Origin of the sequence: Azospirillum brasilense (assembly GCF_001315015.1) — a bacterium.
In the GTDB taxonomy this organism is placed as follows: domain Bacteria; phylum Pseudomonadota; class Alphaproteobacteria; order Azospirillales; family Azospirillaceae; genus Azospirillum; species Azospirillum brasilense.
The window spans coordinates 2,623,362-2,645,791 of record NZ_CP012914.1; the positions used below are offsets into that span (position 1 = coordinate 2,623,362).

The 22,430-nt window shown below is 69.4% G+C and carries 26 protein-coding genes and 1 pseudogene; 13 read left to right on the forward strand and 14 right to left on the reverse strand.

All coding sequences use genetic code 11. The features are described 5' to 3' along the window. The first annotated feature begins 152 nt into the window (after window positions 1-152). A complete protein-coding gene (locus AMK58_RS12150) occupies window positions 153-698 on the forward strand; it encodes a transcriptional regulator (RefSeq protein ID WP_035671311.1) in 546 nt (181 codons plus the stop codon). Window positions 699-811: 113 nt separating this feature from the next. Then, entirely contained in the window at window positions 812-1,588 is a 777-nt protein-coding gene (locus tag AMK58_RS12155; RefSeq protein ID WP_035671309.1) for a response regulator, read from the forward strand. A gap of 218 nt (window positions 1,589-1,806) precedes the next feature. Here AMK58_RS12155 and AMK58_RS12160 read toward each other — a convergent pair whose 3' ends face one another. Next, window positions 1,807-2,544, reverse strand: a complete 738-nt coding sequence (locus AMK58_RS12160; protein ID WP_059399062.1) for an SDR family NAD(P)-dependent oxidoreductase — start codon at window positions 2,542-2,544, stop codon at window positions 1,807-1,809. Between the two features lie 141 nt (window positions 2,545-2,685). Between AMK58_RS12160 and AMK58_RS12165 the strand changes: the two genes are divergently transcribed. After that, entirely contained in the window at window positions 2,686-3,873 is a 1,188-nt protein-coding gene (locus tag AMK58_RS12165; RefSeq protein WP_059398934.1) for a ChaN family lipoprotein, read from the forward strand. A gap of 6 nt (window positions 3,874-3,879) precedes the next feature. Here the strand turns inward: AMK58_RS12165 and AMK58_RS12170 are convergent, their stop codons facing one another. Beyond that, window positions 3,880-4,464, reverse strand: a complete 585-nt coding sequence (locus AMK58_RS12170; RefSeq protein ID WP_035671298.1) for an NUDIX hydrolase — start codon at window positions 4,462-4,464, stop codon at window positions 3,880-3,882. Between the two features lie 174 nt (window positions 4,465-4,638). On the opposite strand from AMK58_RS12170, the gene AMK58_RS12175 reads away from it, so the two are divergent. The 7 genes from AMK58_RS12175 to AMK58_RS12205 all read left to right on the forward strand — a co-directional run bounded on the left by AMK58_RS12175 (window position 4,639) and on the right by AMK58_RS12205 (window position 10,624). After that, on the forward strand, window positions 4,639-6,114 hold the full coding sequence (locus AMK58_RS12175) for a DNA recombination protein RmuC (RefSeq protein ID WP_035671294.1): 1,476 nt from the start codon (window positions 4,639-4,641) through the stop codon (window positions 6,112-6,114). A 201-nt stretch (window positions 6,115-6,315) separates the two neighbouring features. After that, window positions 6,316-6,525, forward strand: coding sequence for a cold-shock protein (locus AMK58_RS12180; protein WP_014239340.1), 210 nt, complete (start codon window positions 6,316-6,318; stop codon window positions 6,523-6,525). Between the two features lie 108 nt (window positions 6,526-6,633). Next, window positions 6,634-6,864: a hypothetical protein gene (locus tag AMK58_RS12185; RefSeq protein ID WP_014239339.1), complete on the forward strand. Its 231-nt coding sequence runs from the start codon at window positions 6,634-6,636 to the stop codon at window positions 6,862-6,864. 126 nt (window positions 6,865-6,990) lie between these two features. Beyond that, a complete protein-coding gene (def, locus tag AMK58_RS12190; protein WP_035671291.1) occupies window positions 6,991-7,497 on the forward strand; it encodes a peptide deformylase in 507 nt (168 codons plus the stop codon). Window positions 7,498-7,521: 24 nt separating this feature from the next. Next, complete coding sequence (fmt, locus tag AMK58_RS12195; protein ID WP_035671289.1) at window positions 7,522-8,490, forward strand: methionyl-tRNA formyltransferase; 969 nt, start codon at window positions 7,522-7,524, stop codon at window positions 8,488-8,490. After that, complete coding sequence (truA, locus tag AMK58_RS12200; RefSeq protein ID WP_035671286.1) at window positions 8,472-9,209, forward strand: tRNA pseudouridine(38-40) synthase TruA; 738 nt, start codon at window positions 8,472-8,474, stop codon at window positions 9,207-9,209. Before fmt ends, truA begins: the two co-directional genes overlap by 19 nt. Before the next feature lie 83 nt (window positions 9,210-9,292). Beyond that, entirely contained in the window at window positions 9,293-10,624 is a 1,332-nt protein-coding gene (locus AMK58_RS12205) for a branched-chain amino acid ABC transporter permease (RefSeq protein WP_051140084.1), read from the forward strand. A gap of 22 nt (window positions 10,625-10,646) precedes the next feature. Here the strand turns inward: AMK58_RS12205 and AMK58_RS12210 are convergent, their stop codons facing one another. The 5 genes and pseudogenes from AMK58_RS12210 to leuC form a co-directional block, all read right to left on the reverse strand. Then, on the reverse strand, window positions 10,647-11,087 hold the full coding sequence (locus AMK58_RS12210; protein WP_035671283.1) for an EVE domain-containing protein: 441 nt from the start codon (window positions 11,085-11,087) through the stop codon (window positions 10,647-10,649). A gap of 8 nt (window positions 11,088-11,095) precedes the next feature. Then, complete coding sequence (locus AMK58_RS12215) at window positions 11,096-11,473, reverse strand: VOC family protein (RefSeq protein ID WP_035671280.1); 378 nt, start codon at window positions 11,471-11,473, stop codon at window positions 11,096-11,098. A 105-nt stretch (window positions 11,474-11,578) separates the two neighbouring features. Continuing rightward, complete coding sequence (locus AMK58_RS12220) at window positions 11,579-12,058, reverse strand: helix-turn-helix transcriptional regulator (protein WP_236778126.1); 480 nt, start codon at window positions 12,056-12,058, stop codon at window positions 11,579-11,581. Window positions 12,059-12,103: 45 nt separating this feature from the next. Continuing rightward, a pseudogene (locus AMK58_RS31340) lies at window positions 12,104-12,268 on the reverse strand (helix-turn-helix domain-containing protein); the annotation flags it as partial. 84 nt (window positions 12,269-12,352) lie between these two features. Then, the gene (gene leuC, locus AMK58_RS12225; protein WP_035671237.1) at window positions 12,353-13,756 is read right to left on the reverse strand and encodes a 3-isopropylmalate dehydratase large subunit; all 1,404 of its coding nucleotides are present in this window, start codon (window positions 13,754-13,756) and stop codon (window positions 12,353-12,355) included. Window positions 13,757-14,004: 248 nt separating this feature from the next. On the opposite strand from leuC, the gene AMK58_RS12230 reads away from it, so the two are divergent. Both AMK58_RS12230 and AMK58_RS12235 read left to right on the forward strand, forming a co-directional pair. Beyond that, the gene (locus AMK58_RS12230; protein WP_051140083.1) at window positions 14,005-14,202 is read left to right on the forward strand and encodes a hypothetical protein; all 198 of its coding nucleotides are present in this window, start codon (window positions 14,005-14,007) and stop codon (window positions 14,200-14,202) included. Between the two features lie 110 nt (window positions 14,203-14,312). Further along, the gene (locus tag AMK58_RS12235; RefSeq protein WP_158283116.1) at window positions 14,313-15,227 is read left to right on the forward strand and encodes a DMT family transporter; all 915 of its coding nucleotides are present in this window, start codon (window positions 14,313-14,315) and stop codon (window positions 15,225-15,227) included. Between the two features lie 210 nt (window positions 15,228-15,437). Here the strand turns inward: AMK58_RS12235 and rplS are convergent, their stop codons facing one another. From rplS to ffh, 5 genes are all read right to left on the reverse strand, one after another. Further along, window positions 15,438-15,833, reverse strand: a complete 396-nt coding sequence (gene rplS / locus AMK58_RS12240) for a 50S ribosomal protein L19 (protein WP_014239328.1) — start codon at window positions 15,831-15,833, stop codon at window positions 15,438-15,440. Between the two features lie 40 nt (window positions 15,834-15,873). Then, window positions 15,874-16,674 carry a tRNA (guanosine(37)-N1)-methyltransferase TrmD gene (gene trmD, locus AMK58_RS12245; RefSeq protein WP_035671230.1) on the reverse strand — a complete coding sequence of 267 codons (801 nt, stop codon included), beginning with the start codon at window positions 16,672-16,674 and terminating at the stop codon, window positions 15,874-15,876. After that, window positions 16,671-17,276: a ribosome maturation factor RimM gene (gene rimM / locus AMK58_RS12250; RefSeq protein ID WP_035671227.1), complete on the reverse strand. Its 606-nt coding sequence runs from the start codon at window positions 17,274-17,276 to the stop codon at window positions 16,671-16,673. Before rimM ends, trmD begins: the two co-directional genes overlap by 4 nt. Window positions 17,277-17,372: 96 nt before the next feature. Then, window positions 17,373-17,726, reverse strand: a complete 354-nt coding sequence (rpsP, locus tag AMK58_RS12255) for a 30S ribosomal protein S16 (RefSeq protein WP_014239325.1) — start codon at window positions 17,724-17,726, stop codon at window positions 17,373-17,375. Window positions 17,727-17,807: 81 nt separating this feature from the next. Further along, window positions 17,808-19,175 carry a signal recognition particle protein gene (gene ffh, locus AMK58_RS12260; protein WP_014239324.1) on the reverse strand — a complete coding sequence of 456 codons (1,368 nt, stop codon included), beginning with the start codon at window positions 19,173-19,175 and terminating at the stop codon, window positions 17,808-17,810. 394 nt (window positions 19,176-19,569) lie between these two features. Between ffh and AMK58_RS12265 the strand changes: the two genes are divergently transcribed. Then, on the forward strand, window positions 19,570-20,934 hold the full coding sequence (locus tag AMK58_RS12265; RefSeq protein ID WP_035671224.1) for a pentapeptide repeat-containing protein: 1,365 nt from the start codon (window positions 19,570-19,572) through the stop codon (window positions 20,932-20,934). Between the two features lie 13 nt (window positions 20,935-20,947). Here the strand turns inward: AMK58_RS12265 and AMK58_RS12270 are convergent, their stop codons facing one another. Continuing rightward, window positions 20,948-21,643: a hypothetical protein gene (locus tag AMK58_RS12270; protein WP_059399063.1), complete on the reverse strand. Its 696-nt coding sequence runs from the start codon at window positions 21,641-21,643 to the stop codon at window positions 20,948-20,950. A 147-nt stretch (window positions 21,644-21,790) separates the two neighbouring features. Continuing rightward, window positions 21,791-22,417: a hypothetical protein gene (locus tag AMK58_RS12275; protein ID WP_035671222.1), complete on the reverse strand. Its 627-nt coding sequence runs from the start codon at window positions 22,415-22,417 to the stop codon at window positions 21,791-21,793. Window positions 22,418-22,430: the final 13 nt, after the last annotated feature.

Below are 22,430 nucleotides of genomic sequence, written 5' to 3' on the forward strand. Positions count from 1 at the left end.
GGATTCGGTGATCTCCCTGCGATGATGGCATCGGCGCTCTGGACTTGTGGGCCGGGGCGCCTTACCTTTAGACGTTGATGAGAACGTTTCGCAACGTTCGGTCCGCAAACGTCGACAGCCGCTGTCCAATTGCCACCGCCCAGGGGTTCGCCATGTACCGTGACAACTCGCTGATGCCGAAGGAGGCCGTGCGCCTCGCCGTCCTGGGCACGCTGATCCAGAACGGGCCACAGCGTTACGCCGAGCTGGCCGGCGCACTCCGCCATTTCCTCGACCGCATCGTCGGCCCGTCGCTCGACCTCATGGGCACGTCGCTGGAGATGCTGCGCTACGAGGGGCTGATCGAGGCGCTCGACGGCACCGGCATGGAGGACAACGCCCTGCTCGGCGCCACTGAGGCCGGACGGGCGGAATTCGACACGCTGATGCGCGCCAACGTGCGCGCCCCGTCGGCGGACGGCCTGAACAAGCTGGTCATCGCGCTGAAGCTGCGCTTCCTGCACCTGCTGGACGTCGAGTCGCAGCGCGACCAGATCGACCACCTCGCCTCCCTGTGCGAGACGGAGCTGGCCCGGCTGGGCGACCTGAAGCGGGCGAGTGCGGGAACCGACGGCCATTTCGCCGATTGGCTGGAGCACGACATCGCCCAGGCCGAGGAACGGCTGAACTGGTTCAACAATCTCCTGTCGCGGTTGTGATCGGCGCGGCGTTTTAGCCGCGTTTCATGCGGGAGTTTGTTTCGCGTTAGGGTTCTGGTGTAACTTTCGGGGCCATAATGCCTAACCCGAAAGCATAGTCAGGACCCCCTCCCATGGCTTCCAACCTGTCGCCCGACGATCTTGAAGACCGCCTGCGCGTCGAATTCATGGACGACGCCCGCGACCGGCTGGAAGTGATGAACGCCGCCCTGGAAGGTTTGTCCAAGGGCACGCGGGAGGAAAGCGCAGTCATCGGTGTGCTCCGGCTGGAGGCCCACAACTTCAAGGGCATGGGCACCAGCTTCGGCTACCCCACCGTCAGCCTCGTCGCGCACCGCCTGGAGGATTACCTGTCCGGCCTGAAGCGGCTGGAGGCGCGCGAGCTGAACGACGCGCAGACCTTCGTGGACCGGATCGCCGAGCTGGTGGACCGCGCCGAGCAGCCCCAGGTTGCGGAAACGAACCGGATCATCCGCGCCCTGCCGGTGCGCTACCAGTTCGAGATCACCGACATCCAGATCAGCAACGTCGAAATCATGCTGGTCACCCCGTCCAAGGTCGTCGCCAAGAAGCTGGGCAGTGAGCTGGCGGCCTGCGGCTTCCGCACCGTGACGGTCAGCGACCCCATCGAGTCGATCAGCCTCGCCGTGCGCGTCCCGCCGGACATGCTGATCGCGTCGATGGTCATGGACGGCCTGTCCGGCCTGGACCTGATCCGCGGCCTGCGCGCGATGAGCGTCACCCACAACGTACCGATGGCGCTGCTGACCTCGATGAGCCTGGACAACCCGGCCCTGAAGGAGATCCCGCACGGCGTTTCGGTCATCCGCGTCGGCGAGCATTTCGGCGACGACTTCGCGGCGGTGGTGGCGAAGCACAACCTCGGCTGAGGTTCAGGACTCTTGCGGGCAAAATGACGTCACGGATTTCGCGGATTTAGAGCACGGATTACACGGATTTTTCTTTGATGCTCGCCCAGTAGTGGCTTGTCGAGGAGCCATTGCTGAGCAAGCGATCTAAAAAATCCGTGAAATCCGTGAAAAGATCGGTGAAATCCGTGTGAATCTTGTGATCCCAGTCCGTCACTCGCAACGGGCAACCACCCGCCTCAATACAGGTGCTGCCCGCCGGTGATGAACATCTCCGTCCCGGTGACGTAGCCCGAATCAGGACCGCACAGGTAGAAGACCACCGCCGCCACGTCCTCCGGCGTGCCCATGCGCTTCAGCGGGATGCGCGGGATCAGCACGTCGTATTCCGGGCCGGTCATGGCGGTCTCGATCTCGCCCGGCGCTACGGCGTTGACGCGCACGCCGATCTCGGCGAACTCCACGGCCATCTCGCGGGTCAGGCCGGACAGCGCCGCCTTGGAGGTCGAATAGGCCGACCCCGCGAAGGGGTGCACCGAGTGGCCGGCGATCGAGGTCACGTTGACGATCGCCCCTTTCGCCCGCGACAGCGGCGCCGCGAAGCCGCGGGCCAGCACCAGAGGGGCGAAGAAGTTCAGTTCGAACACCCGATGCCAGCCTTCGATGGCCCCGTTCAGGCAGCCGAGGCGCTCCTTGATCGGCGTCTTGGGCGAAATGCCGGCGTTGTTGATCAACGCGTGCAGCGGCCCGCCGTCCAGCGCGCGGTTGGCCTCCTCCAGGAAACGGGCGCGGCTGTCCGGATCGGACAGGTCCGTCGGGATGTGGTGGGTCCAGTTCGGATCGCGCCGGCAATGGTCCGGCACCTCCTCGCGGGAACAGGAAATGACCCGCCAACCCTCGGCGCTGAAGCGCTGCACGGTGGCGTGGCCGATGCCCCGGCTCGCGCCGGTCAGAATGACGGTTTTACGGTGCGGCATGATGTCCACGATACCCCGCTTCGCCGCACCGCGCCAGCGCGGCCGTTGCCGGTCAGACCATGCACCGTTGACGGGCGCCCTCCACCGCCCAACCTTCAGCCTGGGTCCAACCGTTTCACCGAGTCCAGGAGGACCGCCGACGTGCTCCCCCGTTTGATGGCCGTCCTTCTGCTCTCCGGTCTGCTCTCCGGCAGCCTCTTGGCCGGCCTGGGCGACGCCACCGCGGCGAAGGCCGCCGCCCAGACCAATGCCTGTGTGCCGCCCGGCGGCTGGTCCGACGCCGCCGCCCGCCCGCTGAACGCCGCCGACCTGCTGCGCCGCGCCGCGGCGTCGCCCGCCGTGCTGCTGGGGGAGCGGCACGACAACGCCGACCACCACCGCTGGCAGCTTCACAGCCTGGCGGCCCTGCACGCGCTGAATCCCGATCTGGCGGTCGGCATGGAGATGTTCCCGCGCAGCGTCCAGCCGGTCCTCGACCGCTGGAGCGCCGGGCAGCTGACCGAGGCGGAGCTGCTGCGCGAGACCAACTGGCCGAAGGTCTGGGGCTACGACGCGCGCTTCTACCTGCCGATCCTGCATTTCGCCCGGATGAACCGGCTGCCGGTGGTCGCGCTGAACGTCGACCGCGGGCTGGTCAGCCGCACCGCCCGCGAGGGCTGGGCCGCCGTCCCCGCCGGCGAGCGGGAAGGCGTGGGCGACCCGGCCCCTCCCCCGGCCTCCTACACCGAGCGGCTGCGCCAAGTGATGGCCGCCCACGGCCCGACCGAGCGCCGCTCCGGCAGCTTCGAACGCTTCGTCGAGGCGCAGTCCGTCTGGGACCGCGCCATGGCCGAGCGGATCGCCGAGACCCACCGCCGGACCGGCCGCACCGTCGTCGCCATCCTTGGCCAGGGGCACATCGAGGGGCGCGACGGCGTCCCCCACCAGCTGGCCGACCTGGGCATCCGGAACAGCGTCGTCCTGCTGCCCTGGGACGAGGACCGCCCCTGCGCCGAGCTGGACGGGCGGATCGCCGACGCGGTCTACGGGCTGGGCGAGAGCGAGGCGCCGGCCGAGACGCCGCGCCCCCGGCTGGGCGTGATGCTGGAGCCGGGACCGGACGGGGTGCGCGTGCGCTCCGTCACCGAGGGCAGCGTCGCCGCCGCCGCCGGCCTGACGGCGGGCGACCTCGTGGTCGCGGCGGCGGGGTCCCCGGTGCGCGAGGCCTCCGACCTGACGACGGTGGTGCAGCGCCAGGCCCCCGGCACTTGGCTGCCGCTGACCGTGAAGCGCGAGCAGGGCACGGCGGAGCTGGTGGCGAAGTTCCCCGCTGCGCCGGTGGTGGAGTGATCGGAGTTAGAGCATCCGCTCCCACTGCGCCAGCACGTCCGGCGTGGGGTTCATCGCCGGGGCGAAATCCTGGCGGCCCAGCCGCGACCGGTGCTCGCGCAAGGCCCACTGGACGGTCGGGAAGGCCAGATCGTCCCAGGGGATCTCCTCCCAGCCGAACAGCCCGACCTCCTGGCTTTCCGGCCCGGCGGACACGTCCGGCGACAGCAGGCGGGCGCGGAAAATCAGCTGCACCTGGCTGATGCGCGGGATATCGTAGACGGCCAGCAGCGAGTCGATGGCGATCTTGGCCCGCGCCTCCTCCCACGCCTCGCGGGCGGCACCCTCCATGGTGCTCTCCCGTTCCTCCATGAAGCCGGCGGGCAGCGTCCAGTAGCCCTTGCGCGGTTCAATGGCGCGGCGACACAGCAGGATGCGGTCCTCCCACGTCGCCACCGACCCGACGACGATCAGCGGGTTCTGGTAGGCGATGTAGCCGCAGTCCGGACAGGTCAGCCGCTCACGGTCCTCGCCGGGCGGGACGGTGCGGAGCCGGGGGCCTTTGACGGGGCCGGGAGGAAGACCGGAGGGGGAGGACGGATCGTCGGGCATCCGTCGGATATGGCGCAGACGGGGTCGGCGGGCAAGCCCGCATCACCGAGCCTCGGTGCAGGCGGAACGGGCTTTGGAGGGGTTCTTCTTTGTTCATCGCCCGTTCTCTTTCCTGATTCGTTCCTGTAACCTCGCCTCTGGTCTCGGCATTTGCAGCGTTCTTCGGGGAATTTCATGCAGTTCGCGTTCGACGCACAGTCGGTGCTTCTCGGCGGCCTTGCCGGCGCCCTTCTTGGGGCGATCCTCGCCGGCATGATCGTGCGCCTGTACGCCGCACGCGCCGAGGCGGAAGCCGCCGCCATCCACGCCGAACTGGTCACCCGGCTCGACGTCGCCGAGCGAATCGAGGGCGACCTGCGGGAGGAGGTGGAAGCCCGCGACCACCAGATCACCCGGCTGACCGGTGAGCTGTCCGCCGCCCGCGAACGGCAGGCGGAACTGTCCACCACGCTGGCCCGTGAGCGCGCGTCGGCGGCGGAGAAGCTGGCCCTTCTGGAGCGCGCGCAGGCCACCCTGTCCGACAGCTTCAAGGCCCTGTCGGCGGAGGCCCTGCGCTCCAACAACCAGAGCTTCCTCGACCTCGCCAAGGAGACGCTGACGACCTTCCAGGAGCAGGCGCGCGGCGACCTGGAGAAACGGCAGACCGCCATCGCCGACATCGTCGCCCCGGTCCGCCAGTCGCTGGAGCGCATGGACGGCCAGATCCAGGAGATGGAACGCAGCCGCGCCGGCGCCTATGAGGGGCTGAAGCAGCAGGTGCTGTCGCTGGTGGAGACCCAGTCCCAGCTCCGCGCCGAGACCGGCAACCTCGTCCGCGCCCTGCGCAGCCCGGTGGCGCGCGGACGCTGGGGCGAGATCCAGCTTCGCCGGGTCTGCGAGATGGCCGGCATGCTCGACCACTGCGACTTCGTGGAGCAGATGAGCGTGGAGGCCGCCGGCGGGCGGCTGCGCCCCGACCTCGTGGTCAAGCTGCCCGGCGGCAAGACCATCGTGGTCGACGCCAAGACGCCGCTGGAAGGCTATCTCGACGGGGTGCAGGCAGCCGACGACGGCGCCCGCCGCGACGGGTTGTCGCGCCACGCCCGCCATGTGCGGGAGCATATGAAGCAGCTCGGCACCAAGGCTTATTGGGACCAGTTCGCGGATTCGCCGGAATTCGTCGTGCTGTTCCTGCCCGGCGAGAACTTCTTCTCCGCGGCGCTGGAGCACGACCCGGCGCTGATCGAGGCGGGCATCGACCACCGGGTGATCCTCGCCACCCCGACGACGCTGATCGCGCTGCTGCGCGCCGTCGCCTATGGCTGGCGGCAGGAGCGGTTGACCGACAGCGCCCGCGAAATCAGCGCCTTGGGGGCCGAGCTGTACAAGCGCCTGCACGACCTGGGCGGCCACATGGAGCGGCTGGGCGGGCAGCTCGACAAGGCCGTGGGCTGCTACAACGGGGCGGTCGGCAGCCTGGAGTCCCGCGTCCTGGTCACCGCCCGCCGCTTCCGCGACCTGCACGCCACCCCGGACAGCGCCGAGGAGATTCCCCTGCTGGAACCGCTGGACCACGCCCCGCGCCCGCTACAGGCGCCGGAGCTTCGCACGGCTGAGCCTCGGGCCGCGGATCTGCGAGCGGCGGACCTGCGAGCGGCAGCCAGGGCGTAGAGCCGAAGCCAGCAACCCGGATTTGCCCGTCTTGTTTCGCCTTGCAAAGGAGGGAAGCGGTCCCAATTTCCCTCCTGTCATTCTGCTTCGGACTGCCGGCCTGCTACGCCTTCGGGTGCCCAGATCGTCGCTATGCCTGGACACAGTCTGATGCGCCGCACCGGCCGATGCGGCGCCTTTCATACGAAACGGAGAGCAATCATGCCCGTCGGTACCGTCAAGTGGTTCAACAGCACCAAGGGTTATGGCTTCATTCAGCCGGACAACGGTGGCGCGGACGTCTTCGTCCACATCTCCGCGGTCGAGCGCGCGGGCCTGCGCAGCCTGAATGAAGGCCAGAAGGTGTCCTACGAGGAGCAGCGCGATCCGAAGCGCGGCAAGACCTCGGCGGAGAACCTGAAGGCCGTCTGAGCCACGTCTCACGGCACGGCATCGGAGGGGGCACCGGGAAACCGGTGCCCTTTTCCGTTGCGCGCTTTTCCTCTACAAGCACCCCCCTGACGTTCGGAGTTTCCCCCCATGGCCAAGACCAAGAAGAAGCAGCCGGTGGACAGCGCCTTCGTGCTGTTCGACGTGCTGTACGAAGACGGCGCCCGCACCTCCAACCGCAAGGTCCCCGGCACGCTGGTCGGCGGCCTGGACGGCGACGAGCCGGCCCGCGGCTTCATCGAGGAGCAGGACCGCAAGATCGCCGAGATGTCCGGCAATCCCCGCGGCCCCATCAAGTCGATCACCCGCTCGCCCCTCTGAGGTGCGGCCGTCCCGATGGGATCGGCGGGTCGCCGCGGGTTGTGCCTTGCGCCTTCCTTGACCTCGTGGCCCGCCCCCCATATTTTGACGGATTGTCGCACCTCCACGCACCGTTGCTGAGTTCCCATGGCCGTTCTTGATATCCTCGTCGCCCCGCACCCCGTCCTGAAGCAAAAGGCGAAGCCCGTCGAAAAGGTCGACGCCCGCATCGCCAAGCTGATGGACGACATGGTCGAGACCATGTACGCCGCGAAGGGCATCGGCCTCGCCGCGCCGCAGATCGGCATCCTGGAGCGGGTGATCGTCGTGGACGTGCACGACAAGGACGAGAAGCCGAACCCCATCCGCCTCGCCAACCCGGAAATCGTCTGGAAGTCGGACGAGACGTCGGTGTGCGAGGAGGGCTGCCTGTCGGTGCCCGACCAGTATGCCGAGGTCACCCGTCCGTCCTCGGTCCGCGTCCGCTATCTGGACGAGACCAACGAGACCCGCGAGATCGAGGCCGACGGCATGCTGGCCACCTGCATCCAGCACGAGATCGACCATCTGAACGGCGTGCTGTTCGTCGATTACCTGTCGATGCTGAAGCGCAACATGATCCTGCGCAAAGTCCAGAAGATGCAGCGCGCCTAACCTTCCGACGTTGGACGACTCTTCATGACGCCGCTCCGCCTCGTTTTCATGGGCACGCCGGACTTCGCCGTGCCCAGCCTGCGCGCCCTGGCCGATGCCGGGCACGAGGTGGTCTGCGTCTACAGCCAGCCGCCCCGCCCCGCCGGGCGCGGGCAGCAGGTCCAGAAATCCCCGGTCCACCGCTTCGCCGAGGAGCGCGGCATCCCCGTGCGCACGCCCAAGTCGCTGCGCAACGCCGAGGCCCAGGCGGAGTTCGCCGAACTGAAGGCCGACGCCGCGGTGGTCGCCGCCTACGGGCTGATCCTGCCGCAGCCGATCCTCGACGCGCCGCGGCTGGGCTGCCTGAACGTGCACGGCTCGCTGCTGCCGCGCTGGCGCGGCGCCGCCCCGATCCAGCGCGCGATCCTGGCCGGCGACGCCGAGACCGGCATCACCATCATGCAGATGGACATCGGGCTGGACACCGGGGCCATGCTGCTGAAGGACGCGGTGCCGATCACCGCCGGGACCACCGCCAGCAGCCTGCACGACGCGTTGGCCGACATGGGCGCCCGCCTGATCGTCGAGGCGCTCGACGGCCTCGCCGCCGGCCGCCTGACCGCCGAGCCGCAGCCCGAGGCCGGCGTGACCTACGCCGCCAAGCTGACGCGCGAGGATGGCCGGCTCGACTGGACGCGCGACGCCGCCTCTGTGGAGCGGCAGGTCCGCGCCCTCACCCCCTGGCCCGGCTGCTGGTTCGACGCCCCGACGCCGACCGGCGGGGTGGAGCGCATCAAAGTTTTGAAAGCCGAATTGGCGCCGGATCCCCGCAAGGCGGCGCCCGGCACGCTGCTGGACGACCGCCTGACCATCGCCTGCGCCGACGGCGGCGTGCGCCTCACCCTGGTGCAGCGACCCGGCAAGGCCCCGGTGGACGGCGCCGCCCTGCTGCGCGGCTTCGCCCTGCCCGTCGGCACCCGTCTCGGCGACGCCGCATGCAGCGCTGGAAACTGACCCTCGAGTATGACGGCCGGCCCTTCGTCGGCTGGCAACGGCAGGACAACGGCCCCTCCGTCCAGCAGACGCTGGAGGAGGCCATCGAGCGCCTGTCGGGCGAAACCGTGCGCGTTCACACCTCCGGACGGACGGACGCCGGGGTGCACGCGCTGGGGCAGGTCTGCCATTTCGATCTGGAAAAGCCCTTCACCGGGCTGAAGCTGCGCGACGCGCTGAACTTCCATCTGAGGCCCGCCCCCGTGGCCGTCCTGCTGGCCGAGGCCGTGCCGGAGGACTTCCACGCGCGCATGACCTGCCTGGGGCGCAGCTACGTCTTCCGCATCGTCAACCGCCGCGCCCCGCTCGCCCTGGAGACGGGCCGCGCCTGGCACGTCATGCGGCCGCTGGACGCCGAGGCGATGCACGCCGCCGCTCAGGTCCTGGTCGGCCGGCACGACTTCACCAGCTTCCGCGCCGCGCTCTGCCAGGCCAACTCTCCGGTCAAGACGCTGGAGCGGCTGGCCGTCGAGCGGGTCGGCGAGGAGGTCCGGGTGCACGCCGCCGCCCGCTCCTTCCTGCATCATCAGGTGCGCAACATGGTGGGCACGCTGGAGCTGGTCGGGGCCGGCAAGTGGAGCGCCGACGACCTGCGCCGCGCGCTGGAGGCCCGCAACCGCTCCGCCGCCGGGCCGACCGCCCCGCCGGACGGCCTGTATTTCGTCAACGCCCGCTACTGACACTCCCAAGGCGGCGTCTGGCGTTCGTCGCCAATTGCCGATAGACTCCCAGGCGAAGCACAACCGGCCGGGTTTCCGTCGCCGTGCACCGCCGTCCGCCGCGCCTGTTCCCGCCGTTCCTTCTGCTGATTGCCGTCCTGCTGCTGACCGGCTGCGGCGTGGACGGCGATCAGGCTGCGCTGTGCGGCAAGCTGATCCCCGCCTTCGAGTCCGGACCCATCACCATCCTGGGCACGGAAGCGCTGGGCGGTGACGAGCCGGCGCTACGCCTGACCTACCGGGCGGAGACCGGGACCCACTGGATCGCCTGCCGCTTCGGCGGACGCTTCTTCGATTCGCGCCGGCACGAGCTGGTGATGGTGGCGACCGACCGCATGGGGCGGCTGCGGCCCATGCAATTCACCATGCTGCGCATCTGGGCCGGCCTGCCCGCCGCCCGCCTCGGCCTGCCGCCGGACACGGCCGGGCCGGAACGCGGGCCGCAAACGGACTGGGCGCCGCTGCTCTTCTTCCTGCAACAGCTCATCAACGCCGCCACGGTGGCCTGCGTCTACGGGCTGCTGGCGCTGGGCTACACGCTGGTCTACGGCATCCTGGGGCAGATCAACCTCGCCATGGGCGAGCTGACCATGATCGGCGCCATGCTGACCGCCATGGGCGCGGCGGCGCTGGGCATGGCCGGGCTGGGCAGCCTGCCGCTGGCGGTTCTGGGCGTCTTCGCCACGGTGATGGCCTTCACCGCCGTCCAGGGCTGGACGATGGACCGGCTGGTGTTCCGCCGCCTGCGCCGCACCCACAACCACACGCCGCTGATCGCCGCGGTGGGACTGTCCATCGCCTACCAGGAGGGAATGCGGCTTCTGCACGGCGCCCGCGACTGGTGGCCCGCCCCCTTCCTGGCCGACCGGCACGAACTGCTCAGCGACGGCGCCTTCACCGTCACCGCACTGACCTCGCAAGCCGTGATCCTGCTGATGACCGGCGGGCTCTACGCCCTGCTGTGGGCGATCATGCAGCGCACCGCCTACGGCCGCGCCCACCGCGCCTGCGCCGACGATGTGGGCGCGGCGGAGCTGGTCGGGGTGGATGTCGACCGCACCGTCGCCACCACCTTCGCGGTGGGCGGCGCGCTCGCCGCGGCGGCGGGGGCGGTGATCGCGCTTTACTATGGCGGGGTCAATTTCTACACGGGCTATCTGATCGGCTTCAAGGCGCTGGCCGCCGCGGTGGTCGGCGGCATCGGGTCGGTTCCGGGCGCCATGCTGGGCGGCGCGCTGCTGGGGTTGGTGGAGACCTTCTGGTCAGCCTATTTCGCCATCGCCTACAAGGACATCGTGGCCTTCGGCCTGCTCACCCTCTTCCTGATCTACCGCCCGGACGGTCTGATGGGCCGAAGCCGCGGGCGGGGGGACTGAAGCCCCCCACGCCGGACGCCGGTCAGCACAGAACCACCCCCATGGCCGCGGCGATGGTGCCCAGGTCGCGGTCGGTGACCGTGAACAGCCCGAAGCGGAACGGATAGCCCCAGTTCCGCACCCCGGCGGAGAAGTCCAGCCGGTCGAGCAGGGGCTGAATCGGCGTCTCCCGCCCGTCCAGCCACCGCACGTCGCGGCGGAAGGGAACGAAGCCCCCGCCCATGTCGAACGGGTAAGGGGCGCCGTCCCGCACGATCCCAACGGCGGTGAAGGACTGCAGGCGGTCCTTTCCCTGGAAGCGCTCGGTCGGCGAGTAGTAGGCGACGCGGTCCCCCGGGCGGATGCGGCGCAGCGGCACCGCCTTGCCGTGGCAGACCTGCATGAAGCCCTCCGCCCGCCCCCTCCGGACATGCTCGGCGGAGGCGACGGCGATCCAGCTGCGGCTGGCGGTGGCCGGATCCATGGCGGACCTCACGCTTCCGTCGGGGCGAAGACGCGCAGGCGATGCCCGTCCGGGTCCAGCGCGACGAAGGTGTGGCCGAAATCCATGGCGGTCGGCGGCTGGGCAATGATCAGGCCACGACGCACCCAGTCGTCGTGAAGGGTCTGCACCGCCTCGGCACCGGCCACGCGGAAGCCGATCTCGCCGCTGCCGCCGAGCGGTCCCGCGGAGGCCACCGGCTGCACCGTGTGGCGCGACCACAGCCCGAGCATGACGCCGGAGTCCAGGGCGAACATGGCGAAGGTGGGCGACGCCTCGACCGGCGGCTTGCCGGTCAGGTCGGCGTAGAAGGCGGCGCTGGCGGTCGGGCTGTCCACATAGAGAAGGATGATGTTGGCGCTGAACATGGGCTGCTTTCCTCGCTGGTCTCCGGCACGGGCGATCCCGTCCGGCGAAGACCACGCTAGGGCAATACACTGACAGTTTCTGTCAGCAGTCGTGCGCGCAGGCTCTCACCGCGCCGGGATGCCCTCGGCCTCGCGCCACTCCTTGAGCAGCGCCTGCCGCCGCCGCGGGTAGCGGGACTCCAATGCCGTCACGAAGACGATGCGGTCGGCGCGGAAATGGCGGATCGCCCCGCGCAGCTCGCACCACGCGACCATGACGCGCAGCCGGTCGAAGAAGCCGAGAGCAAAGGGCCAGACGATGCGCTCGCTGGCGGCCCCGTCGCGGTCGCGGTAGGCGATGGACAGTTTGCGCTCGCCGCGGATGGCCCGCCGGACCACGGCAAGGTCGACGCCGTCCCCGACGATCGGCTCCCCCGGCCCGACGAGCAGCGCCGAGGCGTCCATGCGGTCCCGGAGGTCCGGCGGCAGCACCGCCGCGATCTTGGCGAGCGCGTTCTGCGCCGCCGCCCCCAGCGCGCCGTCCGCCCGGTCGGCGACCCAGCGGATGCCCAGCGCGAGCGCCTCGATCTCCTCCTCCGCGAACATCAGCGGCGGCAGCAGGAAACCGGGCTGGAGGAGATAGCCGACGCCCGGCTCGCCGTCGATGCGGGCGCCCTGCGCCTGGAGGGTGGCGATGTCGCGGTAGATCGTGCGCAGGCTGACGCCGAGTTCGTCGGCGAGGGCATGCCCGCTGACCGGCCGGCGATGGCGCCGCAGGCACTGGATCAGGTCGATGAGGCGTTCGGCGCGCGACAGCGGAGGATGCCCCTAAAAACGACGAAGCGGGGACGGCTGGAAGACCATCCCCGCTCCGGGCGTCACAGCGGACCGTGAGAGAGCTTACAGACTGCGAACGTCGGTCAGGTGCCCGGTCACCGCCGCCGCGGCGGCCATGGCCGGGCTGAGCAAGTGGGTGCGCCCGCCGCGGCCCTGGCGGCCCTCGAAGTTGCGGTTGGAGGTCGAGGCGCTGCGCTCGCCCGGCGACAGGCGGTCGGCGTTCATGGCGAGGCACATGGAACAGCCCGGCTCACGCCACTCGAAACCGGCCTCGGTGAAGATCTTGTCCAGACCCTCTTCCTCCGCCTGCTCCTTGACGAGGCCCGAGCCCGGGACGACCAGGGCGCGCACGCCCTCGGCGACCTTGCGGCCCTGGGCGATCACCGCGGCGGCGCGCAGATCCTCGATGCGGCCGTTGGTGCAGGAGCCGATGAAGACGGTGTCCACCTTCACGTCGGTCAGCTTCTGGCCGGGCTCCAGGCCCATGTAGGCCAGCGAGCGCTCGACGGCGGCGCGCTTGCCGGCGTCGGCCACGTCGGCCGGGTTCGGCACGGTCGCGGTGATCGGCAGCACGTCCTCCGGGCTGGTGCCCCAGGTGACCTGCGGAACGATGTCGGCGGCGTTCAGCACGACGGTGGTGTCGTAGACCGCGCCCTCGTCCGACGGCAGGGTCTTCCAGTACTCCACCGCCTGCTCCCAGGCGCCGGCCTTCGGGGCCAGGGCGCGGCCCATCACATACGCGAAGGTCTTCTCGTCCGGGGCGATCAGGCCGGCGCGGGCGCCGCCCTCGATGGCCATGTTGCAGACGGTCATGCGGCCTTCCATCGACAGGCCGCGGATGGCGTCGCCGGCGAACTCGATGACGTGGCCGGTGCCGCCGGCGGTGCCGATCTTGCCGATGATCGCCAGCACGATATCCTTGGCGGTCACGCCCTCCGGCAGCTCGCCGTCGACGCGCACCAGCATGTTCTTGGCCGGCTTCTGCAGCAGGGTCTGGGTGGCCAGCACATGCTCCACCTCAGACGTGCCGATGCCGAAGGCCAAGGCGCCAAAGGCACCATGAGTCGCCGTGTGGCTGTCGCCGCAGACGATGGTGGCGCCGGGCAGCGTGAAGCCCTGCTCCGGACCGACGATGTGCACGATGCCCTGGCGGACGTCGTCCATCGGGAAGTAGCGGACGCCGAAATCGCGCGCGTTCTTGTCCAGCGTCTCGACCTGGATGCGGCTTTCCTCCTCGACGATGCCCTTGGAGCGGTCGGTGGTCGGCACGTTGTGGTCGGGAACGGCGAGGGTCGCTTCCGGACGGCGCACCGGACGGCCGGCAAGCCGCAGCCCCTCGAACGCCTGCGGGCTGGTCACCTCATGGACCAGATGGCGGTCGATGTAGAGGATGCAGGTGCCGTCGTCCTGACGGTGGACGACGTGGCTGTCCCAAATCTTGTCGAACAGGGTGCGCGGCTTGGACATAGCAACTCTCTCTCGCGGCAATTCTCTCTCGCAAACCACAGACCGGACGAACGAAGCGTGCGGTAAGAGGGCCGCACAATAGCCGTCTCTTTCAACCAGGACAAGGCCGAGCCTGTGGAAAACACTCCCCATCCCGCAGCGAAAAATCGCAGCCTCCCCGCCCAGCCCATCGGCTGGCGGGGAAGGCGCTCCTTATGGTAGCGTCCGGCCACCGATCTCCATTGCCCCATTCGATGAAGGGTCATCCCGTGACGGACCCCACTGTCCGCTGTGAACGCTGCGACCGGCCTTATCCCGCCGAGCTTCCCGGCTGCCCGAACTGCCGGCGCATCCGCCAGACCAACATCGCCATCGCCACCACCATGATCCTTCTGGTGCTGTTCGCCATCGGCGGCTGGTTCGGCATCCAGGTCTTCACCGGCTTCTCCACCGGCGGCACGCCGTAACGCCGGCCCCTCGCGGGGCTGCCGCACCGGGAACGCAGACCTCCCGCCCCCACCCGCGCCGTAGGATGCGGCAAAATTCAGGGTTGGGAGGACTCATGGCGGATCAGGCCATGCCACGCGCCACGGCCGGCCAGGGACCCGTGGGCGGTCCGGGCACCGTGGTCTACGCGCAGCTCGCGGGAATCGTGCTGTTCTGGGGGGCCAACTGGCCCCTGATGAAGCTGGCCCTGTCCGACATCGGGCCGCTGACCTTCTGTTTTCTGCGCTTCGCCGGGGCGGCGGCGGTGCTGGCCCTGCTGTCGCGGGTGCTGCGCTTTCCCCTTCTGCCGCCGCCGGGGGAGCGTTGGCCGCTGGCCCTGGTCGGGCTGCTCCAGATCGCCGGCATGCTGGACCTCAGCTCCATCGCGCTGCGGGTGGTGCCGCCGGGACGGGCCGCGGTGCTCGCCTACACCATGCAGATGTGGGCGCTGCCGCTGGGCGTGCTGCTGGCTGGGGAGCGCTTCACGCGCGGGCGGGTGATCGGTGCGCTGCTGACCTTCGCCGGCGTCCTCGTCTTCTTCAACCCGGCGCTGATGGACTGGAGCGATCCGGCGGTGCTGCTCGGCAACGGGCTGCTGCTCGCCTGCGCGCTGAGCTGGGCGCTCGGCGCCACCCTCTACCGCCGCCGGCGCGGCGGCTGGCGCACACCCTTCTGGACCCAGACCTTCTGGCAGATCGCCGTCAGCGCCGTGGCGACCGCGCCGCTGGCCCTGGCGGCGGAGCACGCCCGGCCGATCCACTGGACGCCCGCGCTGGGCACCGTCCTGGCCTTCAACTGGGTGATCGCGACGGGCCTGTGCTTCTGGTGGTGGGCGAAGTCGCTGACCGCCATGCCGGCCGCACAGGCCGGACAGATCATCTGCCTCGTCCCCGTCACCGCCCTGCTGCTGAGCGCGGTCTTCATGGGCGAGCCGCTGACCGTCGGCGTGATGGTCGCGGTGGCGCTGATCGGCGCGGGGATCCTGACGACGATGCGGGCGCGGTAGGAGAGGTGATCGGGGAGTGGCTGGTGTGGGCCCCCCACCCAACCCTCCCCCGCTCTCGGCGGACCAAAGGTCCGCCTGCCGCGTCAGCGCAAGCTTCGCTTGCGCGAGAGCTTCGCAGGGGAGGGCTTTTTTCTTCCCCAACGCCAAACACCCGCCCGGATCGCTCCGGGCGGGTGCTGGTATAGGCGTACCGAACGAAAGGGCGCCGGATTACTCCGCGGCGGCCTTCGTGTTGTTCATGCCGCGGCCGGTCGTGCGCTCGGCGATACGGGCCGACTTGCCGCGACGGTCGCGCAGATAGTACAGCTTGGCGCGGCGGACGGCGCCCTTGCGGACCAGCTCGATCGACTCCAGACGCGGGGAGTAGAGCGGGAACACGCGCTCCACACCCTCGCCGTAGCTGATCTTGCGGACGGTGAAGGACGAGTTCACGCCGGCGTTCCGGCGGGCGATCACGACGCCCTCGTAAGCCTGGACACGCTCGCGCGTGCCCTCGACCACCTTCACGTTCACGCGGACGGTGTCGCCCGGCGAGAACACAGGAATGGTCTTGCCGCCGAGGGCCTTCTCGATCTGCTCCTGCTCGAGCTGCTGCAACAGGTTCATGACACTACCCCTTTCCATCGGTGCGCCTCGCGGCGGACCGTCACTCTGGTTTCGGGCCGCGCCGGCGACCCCGTTTCCCAATCTGACCCTCGGCCTTGCGCCCCGCCTCGTAGCGGTCCCACAGGTCCGGTCGCCGGGCCTGGGTGATCCGCTCCGCCTCGGCGAGCCGCCAGGCGCGAACCTTCTCGTGGTGGCCGGACAACAGAATGTCCGGGACCGACCGTTCCACACCCTGCCCGTCGGTCCAGACCGCGGGCCGGGTGTAGTGGGGGTATTCGAGCAACCCCCGTTCGAAACTTTCCTCGCCCGCCGTCTCCACATTGCCCATGACGCCGGGGAGCAAGCGCACCACGGCGTCGATCAGGCACAGGGCGGCGGTCTCGCCGCCGGACAGCACGAAATCCCCGAGGCTGACCTCCTCAAGGCCGTGCGCGTCCAGCACCCGCTCATCCACCCCTTCGTACCGGCCGCAGAGCAGGGTGACCACCGGGGTGGCCGCCAGCTCCTTGACCAGCTCCTGGTCGAGCACCCGTCCGCGAGGCGACAGGTAGATCGCCCGTCCGCGTCTAGGAGTGCCCGGAGGACCCGCCGTCGCGGTCAGAGCCGCGTCCAGCACGTCGGGCCGCATGACCATGCCGGCCCCTCCGCCGAAGGGGGTGTCGTCGACGGAGCGGTGTTTATCGCGCGCGAACGAGCGAATGTCCACTGATTCCAACGCCCAGACTCCATTTTCCAGCGCCTTTCCCGCGAGGCTGAGCCCCAGCGGACCCGGAAACATCTCCGGGAACAGCGTCAGAACCTTGGCCGTCCAGACAAGAGAACCGGAAGCGCCGTGATTCACGGGCGGGTTCCCTTGTCTTGAACGTCGTCTTGAGCGTCTTCAGCGCCATCCGCGCCCTCCGGCGCGTCCGCTCCGTCCTTTTCCGCCTCGCCTTCGCGCGCTTCGATGACCGCGGGAAGATCGACCACGACGCGGCCTCCCTTCACATCGACCACCGGAACGCAGGCGCGGGTGAAGGGCAGCATCTCCAGCGGCCCCGATTCCGTGCGGATCTCCAGCACGTCGCCGGCTCCGAAGTCGTACAGCGCCTTCACCGTGCCCCAGACGGTGCCGTCGGCGAGTTCCGCACGCAGGCCGATCAGGTCGGCGTGGTAGAACTCGTCCTCGTCCTCCGTCTCGGGCAGGGCGGAACGGTCCACATAGAGCCGGACGCCGGTCAGTTCCTGCGCCTGTTCGCGCGTGGCGATGCCATCGACGCGGACCAGGAACAGGTCCTTCATGGTGCCCTGAAGCGTCAGCGCGAAGCGCCGGGCGCCCCGCTCGTCCGAGAGGGGGCCGTAGGACGCCACGGACGCCGCATCCTCGGTGAAGCTTTTCACCTTCACGAGGCCGCGGACGCCGTGCGCCCCGGCGAATTGGCCGACGCAGACTTTTGTGGACATGGCTTGAGCGTGTGCGTTGCGGGGCGTCGCTTGCCCCTCCCTACCCCTCCCCCGCTTCGCAGGGGAGGGAATGGGGAAGGCCGACGCCGATCCCTATCAGCCCTCGGCGGCGGCCTTGGCGGCGGCCTCGGCCTTCAGACGCTCCTGCGCCTTGGCCTTCGGGGCGGACTTCTTCGGGGTCTCGCGGATTTCCGGCTTGGCAATCAGGCCGGCGTTCGCCAGGAACAGGGCGACGCGGTCCGTCGGCTGGCCGCCGACCGACAGCCAATGCTTGGCGCGCTCGGCGTCCAGGACGATGCGCTGCTCATGCTCGCGCGGCAGCATCGGGTTGTAGGTGCCGATCTTCTCGATGAAGCGGCCGTCGCGCGGGCTGCGGGCGTCGGCAACGACGATCGAGTAGAACGGGCGCTTCTTGGCGCCGCCACGGGCGAGACGGATCTTCAGGGACATGGGACAGTCGCTTCCTTGGTGTAGTCGCTTGACAGACGGTTGAACGTGATCGCGCTCATCGCGCGGTGCGGTCGCCGGGGATCAGTTCGGTCCCCGGAAATTCTTCGGCAGGAGGCTCTGCAGCCCGTGGCGCATCAGCCCCTTCTGCCCCAGCTTCTGCACCTGCTTCATCATACCGCGCATGGTGTCGTACTGCTTGAGCAGCTTGTTCACCTCCTGCACGCTGGTGCCGGAGCCGGCGGCGATGCGCTTGCGGCGCGACGCCTTGATGAGCTCGGGGTGCTTGCGCTCCTTCTTCGTCATCGAGGAGATGATCGCCTCCTGGCGCTTGATCACCCCGTCGTCGATGTTCGCGTCCTTGAGCTGGTTCTTGATCTTGCCGATGCCCGGCAGCATGCCCATCAGGCCGGACATGCCGCCCATCTTGCGCAGCTGCTTGAGCTGGGAGGCCATGTCGTCGAGGTCGAAGCCCTGGCCCTTCTCCATCTTGCGGGCGAGCTTCTCGGCCTCTTCCTTGTCGATGCTCTCGGCGGCCTTCTCGACCAGCGACACCACGTCGCCCATGCCGAGGATGCGGCCGGCGATGCGGTCGGGGTGGAAGGCCTCCAGGGCGTCGATCTTCTCGCCCATGCCCAGCAGCTTGATCGGCTTGCCGGTGATCTGGCGCATCGACAGGGCGGCGCCGCCGCGGGCATCGCCGTCCACGCGGGTCAGCAGGATGCCGGTGATGCCGACCTTGTCGTTGAAGTTGGTGGCGACCGTCACCGCGTCCTGGCCGGTCATGGCGTCGGCGACCAGCAGCGTTTCCGCCGGCTTGGTCGCGTCGCGCACGGCCGCGACCTCGGCCATCAGCTCCTCGTCGATGGACAGGCGGCCGGCGGTGTCGAGCATGACCACGTCGTAGCCTTCGCGCCGGCCGGTCTCGATGGCGCGGCGGGCGATGGCGACGGGGTCCTGGCCAGGAACGATCGGCAGCGTGGCGACGCCGGTCTGCTCGCCCAGCACCTTCAGCTGCTCCTGGGCCGCCGGACGGCGCACGTCCAGCGAGGCCATCAGGACCTTCTTGCGGTCCCGGTTCTTCAGGCGCAGCGCGATCTTGGCGGTGCTGGTGGTCTTGCCCGAGCCCTGCAGGCCGACCATCAGGATCGGCACGGGGGCGGCGGCGTTGAGGTTGATCTCCTCGCCCTGCCCCAGCATCTCCACGAGGTTGTCGTGGACGATCTTGATGACCTGCTGGCCGGGGGTGATCGAGCGCAGGACCTCCTGGCCGATCGCGCGTTCCTTGACCTGGTTGACAAACTGCTTGACCACCGGCAGGGCGACGTCGGCCTCCAGCAGCGCCACGCGCACCTCGCGCAGCGCGGCGTTGACATCCTCCTCGCTCAGCGCGCCGCGGCGGCGCAGCTTGTCGAAGATGTCGCCCAGGCGTCCGGTCAGGCCATCGAACATGGGTCAGCGGTCCTCAGTTTCGGTCTCCATCCGCTCGAACGCGATCGGCTCAAGCACAAACGAGCCAGTGCGCGAAACTCGCGGACTGGCGGAGGTCCCCGGCACACAGGCCGATGGTACCCGGTCGATGGCTCGACGGATGCAGGTCGGCGGACCATACGCATCGCGGGGGGCGGAGTCAACAACCCAACGACCACGCCCCGCTGGACCCTCTTGCGCAACGCCCCGCGAAGGGTCACTATTTCCTTAAACAACCAAGGGCTTTGCGGCCCGGGAACAGCGCCCGCGATGGAACGCATTCGAGGCGTACTTGAATAAAGCGTTACCGATTGTTAACTTTTTCTTCGCGGCTCCCCTTTAGAGTGTGCCGCGACTCCAACCCGGGATTTCCCTGATGCCCCCCGCGCAAGGCTTCGGAACGAACACGCCGCGCACGAAGCTGACGCAGAGTCAGCTGAACACGATCCTGCTCCGCCATCAGGCTTTCCGGAAAAGCCAGCCGGGCGGTGTGCGCGCGAACCTGAAGATGCGCGACCTGTCGCATCTGGACCTGTCCGGCATCGACCTGTCCGACGCCGACCTGTCCGGGGCGAAGCTGTTCAGCGCCCGGCTGACCCGGGCCAACCTGACCAACGCGAACCTCTACGCCGCCGACCTGCGGCTGGCGAACCTGGAGAAGGCTGACCTGCGCCGCGCCGACCTGCGCGGCGCCTGCCTGCGCGGCGCCGTGCTGTCGGAAGCCATGCTGGTCGAGGTGGACCTGCGCGACGGCACGCTGCTGCATTACACCCCGTCGGGCGAGATGATGCCGCACAACTTCGAGGATTCGGTCCTGACCTCGGAGCTGACGGCGGCGGTCATCCGTGGCGCCGACCTGTCGCGGGCCAAGGTGGCGAACGCCTTCGTGATGCAGACCGACCTGACCGACGCGATCCTGCGCGGCACCAAGTTCATGCGCGCAAACCTGACCAACTCCAACCTGACGGGCTGCGACCTGACCGACGCCGACCTGTCGGAGGCCAACCTGTCCGGCGCCCGGCTGTCCGGCGCGGTGATGACCAACTGCGCCATCGGACGCGCCAACTTCACCAACGCCAACCTGATCGGCGCCATCCTGGACGCGGCCCAACTCCGCTCGCCCAACCTGTCCGCCGCGGTGATGGCGAAGGTTCTGGAGAATCCGGACGACGATCTGCGCAACATCCTGACCCTGCACCTCTCCTGGATCGACAGCGGCGGCAAGGACGGCAAGCGCGCCGACCTCTCCTCGCTCGACCTGTCGGGGCGCAAGCTGGACGGCATCAACCTGTCGGCCGGCATCCTGCAATGCGTCACGCTGCGCGGCGCCTCGATGATGGGCACCTCGCTCGCCATCGCCGACCTGTCGCTGTCGGACCTGCGCAAGGTGAACTTCACCAAGGCCGACCTGCGCGGCGTCAACTTCGAGCGGGCGACCCTGACCGGCGCCAACCTGACCGAGGCGCAGCTTGGCCCCGTGCACATCCAGGGATCGAGCAGCCATGTCTGGCGGGCCAACCTGCAGCGCGCCCGCATGGGCATGGCCATTCTGAAGGACGCCGACCTGCGCAAGGTCAACCTGTCCGGCGCCAACCTCGCCGGGGCGGACCTGCGCGGCGCCAACCTGAGCGAGGCCGACCTGACCGGCACGGATCTGACCGGCGCGGACCTCGACGGGACGGTTCTGGACGGCACCAGCCTGACCGACGCCATCGGGATCGAGGAGATGACCGGGACCTGATCCTTTCCCGGATTCAGGGCCGCCGCTGCGTCCAGGGGCCGGAGCGGTAGGCCGTGCGCACGTGGTTGATCAGCAGGTTGCGCGCGTCGATCAGTTGGGCCATGCGGTCGCGACAGGCAACCACGCCAGTGTCGGGGTGATAGACCGGGGCCAACTCGCGGAAGCGCTTCACCACCCGGTCCTCGTCGAAGCACCATTCGTTGACGAAGCCGAACATCTGCGCGGCGTCGCGCACCTGGGTCAGCTTGCCGTCCAGCGGGCGGAAGGACACCCGCTCCAGCGCGTGGGCCAGCGCCTTGTTGCGGTAGGTCAGCGTTTCCACCGCGCCCTCCAGCCGCCCGGCCTCCTCGGCGGGCATCAGCCGGCAACCCGGTTCGGCCAGCGCCAGCGCCGCCGCCAGAGCCCGGCGGATCGCCGCGTCGCTGTGACCGGAGGGCAGCCTCAGGTCCAGCACCGCCTGCTCCGCATCATCTTGCGGCGCCCCCGGGTCGGGCGTCCGGTCGGGCGCCAGCAGCAGCGCGGCGGCGGTGAGCGCGGACAGGTCGGTTCCGCGCTTGGCGGCCAGACGGACCGCCGCCGCTGCGAAAGCCGGGGTACAGGAAACCCGGTAGGGGATGGCGGGCGGAACGCCGACGCTCCTGGCCGACGGGAAGAACCCGGCGTCCGCTTCGGTCAGCGCGGCGAAGGGATAGCCATCCGGAGCGGTCATGAAGGGCACCAACGCGTCGTGCGTGTGGCGCGACTCTAACGCAATCTCCGGATTCCGCGCAACGGCCCACCCCGTCGCAGGAGGTGTAACGCGGAACGCGTCATCCCCCGCCTGTCCGCGCTAGCACAGCCGCGCTCATCCGGCCGGTCAGCGGTGCATCAGCGCCGGCTTGGCGGGCAGCTTCTGCAGCATGTCCTCGATGTAGGCCTCGTCGCTCTTGCCCGACATGGCGGCGAAGCCCTTCAGCATCTGGCTGCCGAAACTGAAGACGCCGGTCAGGTCGATCTTCCAGGCCCCGCCCTCGCGCACGAAGTCGGCGGGAACCAGCGCCGGGCGGTTGTCGACCATCAGCAGGGCGGAGGCGCGGTCGCCGCGCACCCGCACCGGGCCGAGCCCGCTGCTGCCGATGACGTTGGGCCCGAGCCAGCCGTTCTTCATGCCGTGGTCGGCCAGCTCGCCCAGCGACATGCGGCGCAGGTCGGCCGGGCTGACGTAGCGGCGCAGGCCCATGGCGGCGAACTTCTCCGCCGGCTCCAGCTTGGCGAGGCCGGCGTCGTTGCCGCTGCGGGCGACGCCGCGCACCTGCTCCAGCTTGTCGACCGACGCGCGGGACAGCAGCGGAACGACCGACGCGCCGCGTTTCTGCGCCAGGGCGGAGCGGGCGCTTTCGAAGACCGCCGTGACCTCCCGCTCCTCCGGGGAGGCGGGCGGCGGGGCGGCAGCAGCGGGAAGAGAAAGACCGAGGAACAACAGCAGCAGGGCCAGGGCGCGCATGAAAGGGTCCGTG

Excerpts from the sequence above, each read along its gene's own strand:
- rpsP (WP_014239325.1), bottom strand. The coding sequence starts at position 17,726 with ATGTCCCTGAAGATCCGTCTCGCCCGTGGCGGCGCCAAGAAGCGCCCG.
- def (WP_035671291.1), top strand. The coding sequence starts at position 6,991 with ATGGCCGTTCTTGATATCCTCGTCGCCCCGCACCCCGTCCTGAAGCAA.
- fmt (WP_035671289.1), top strand. The coding sequence starts at position 7,522 with ATGACGCCGCTCCGCCTCGTTTTCATGGGCACGCCGGACTTCGCCGTG.
- leuC (WP_035671237.1), bottom strand. The coding sequence starts at position 13,756 with ATGTCCAAGCCGCGCACCCTGTTCGACAAGATTTGGGACAGCCACGTC.
- AMK58_RS12210 (WP_035671283.1), bottom strand. The coding sequence starts at position 11,087 with ATGGATCCGGCCACCGCCAGCCGCAGCTGGATCGCCGTCGCCTCCGCC.
- AMK58_RS12175 (WP_035671294.1), top strand. The coding sequence starts at position 4,639 with ATGCAGTTCGCGTTCGACGCACAGTCGGTGCTTCTCGGCGGCCTTGCC.
- AMK58_RS12150 (WP_035671311.1), top strand. The coding sequence starts at position 153 with ATGTACCGTGACAACTCGCTGATGCCGAAGGAGGCCGTGCGCCTCGCC.
- AMK58_RS12155 (WP_035671309.1), top strand. The coding sequence starts at position 812 with ATGGCTTCCAACCTGTCGCCCGACGATCTTGAAGACCGCCTGCGCGTC.
- AMK58_RS12170 (WP_035671298.1), bottom strand. The coding sequence starts at position 4,464 with ATGCCCGACGATCCGTCCTCCCCCTCCGGTCTTCCTCCCGGCCCCGTC.
- AMK58_RS12220 (WP_236778126.1), bottom strand. The coding sequence starts at position 12,058 with ATGTTCGCGGAGGAGGAGATCGAGGCGCTCGCGCTGGGCATCCGCTGG.
- AMK58_RS12185 (WP_014239339.1), top strand. The coding sequence starts at position 6,634 with ATGGCCAAGACCAAGAAGAAGCAGCCGGTGGACAGCGCCTTCGTGCTG.
- rimM (WP_035671227.1), bottom strand. The coding sequence starts at position 17,276 with ATGTCCACAAAAGTCTGCGTCGGCCAATTCGCCGGGGCGCACGGCGTC.
- AMK58_RS12235 (WP_158283116.1), top strand. The coding sequence starts at position 14,313 with ATGCCACGCGCCACGGCCGGCCAGGGACCCGTGGGCGGTCCGGGCACC.
- ffh (WP_014239324.1), bottom strand. The coding sequence starts at position 19,175 with ATGTTCGATGGCCTGACCGGACGCCTGGGCGACATCTTCGACAAGCTG.
- AMK58_RS12275 (WP_035671222.1), bottom strand. The coding sequence starts at position 22,417 with ATGCGCGCCCTGGCCCTGCTGCTGTTGTTCCTCGGTCTTTCTCTTCCC.
- AMK58_RS12215 (WP_035671280.1), bottom strand. The coding sequence starts at position 11,473 with ATGTTCAGCGCCAACATCATCCTTCTCTATGTGGACAGCCCGACCGCC.
- rplS (WP_014239328.1), bottom strand. The coding sequence starts at position 15,833 with ATGAACCTGTTGCAGCAGCTCGAGCAGGAGCAGATCGAGAAGGCCCTC.
- AMK58_RS12270 (WP_059399063.1), bottom strand. The coding sequence starts at position 21,643 with ATGACCGCTCCGGATGGCTATCCCTTCGCCGCGCTGACCGAAGCGGAC.
- truA (WP_035671286.1), top strand. The coding sequence starts at position 8,472 with ATGCAGCGCTGGAAACTGACCCTCGAGTATGACGGCCGGCCCTTCGTC.
- AMK58_RS12180 (WP_014239340.1), top strand. The coding sequence starts at position 6,316 with ATGCCCGTCGGTACCGTCAAGTGGTTCAACAGCACCAAGGGTTATGGC.
- AMK58_RS12160 (WP_059399062.1), bottom strand. The coding sequence starts at position 2,544 with ATGCCGCACCGTAAAACCGTCATTCTGACCGGCGCGAGCCGGGGCATC.
- AMK58_RS12265 (WP_035671224.1), top strand. The coding sequence starts at position 19,570 with ATGCCCCCCGCGCAAGGCTTCGGAACGAACACGCCGCGCACGAAGCTG.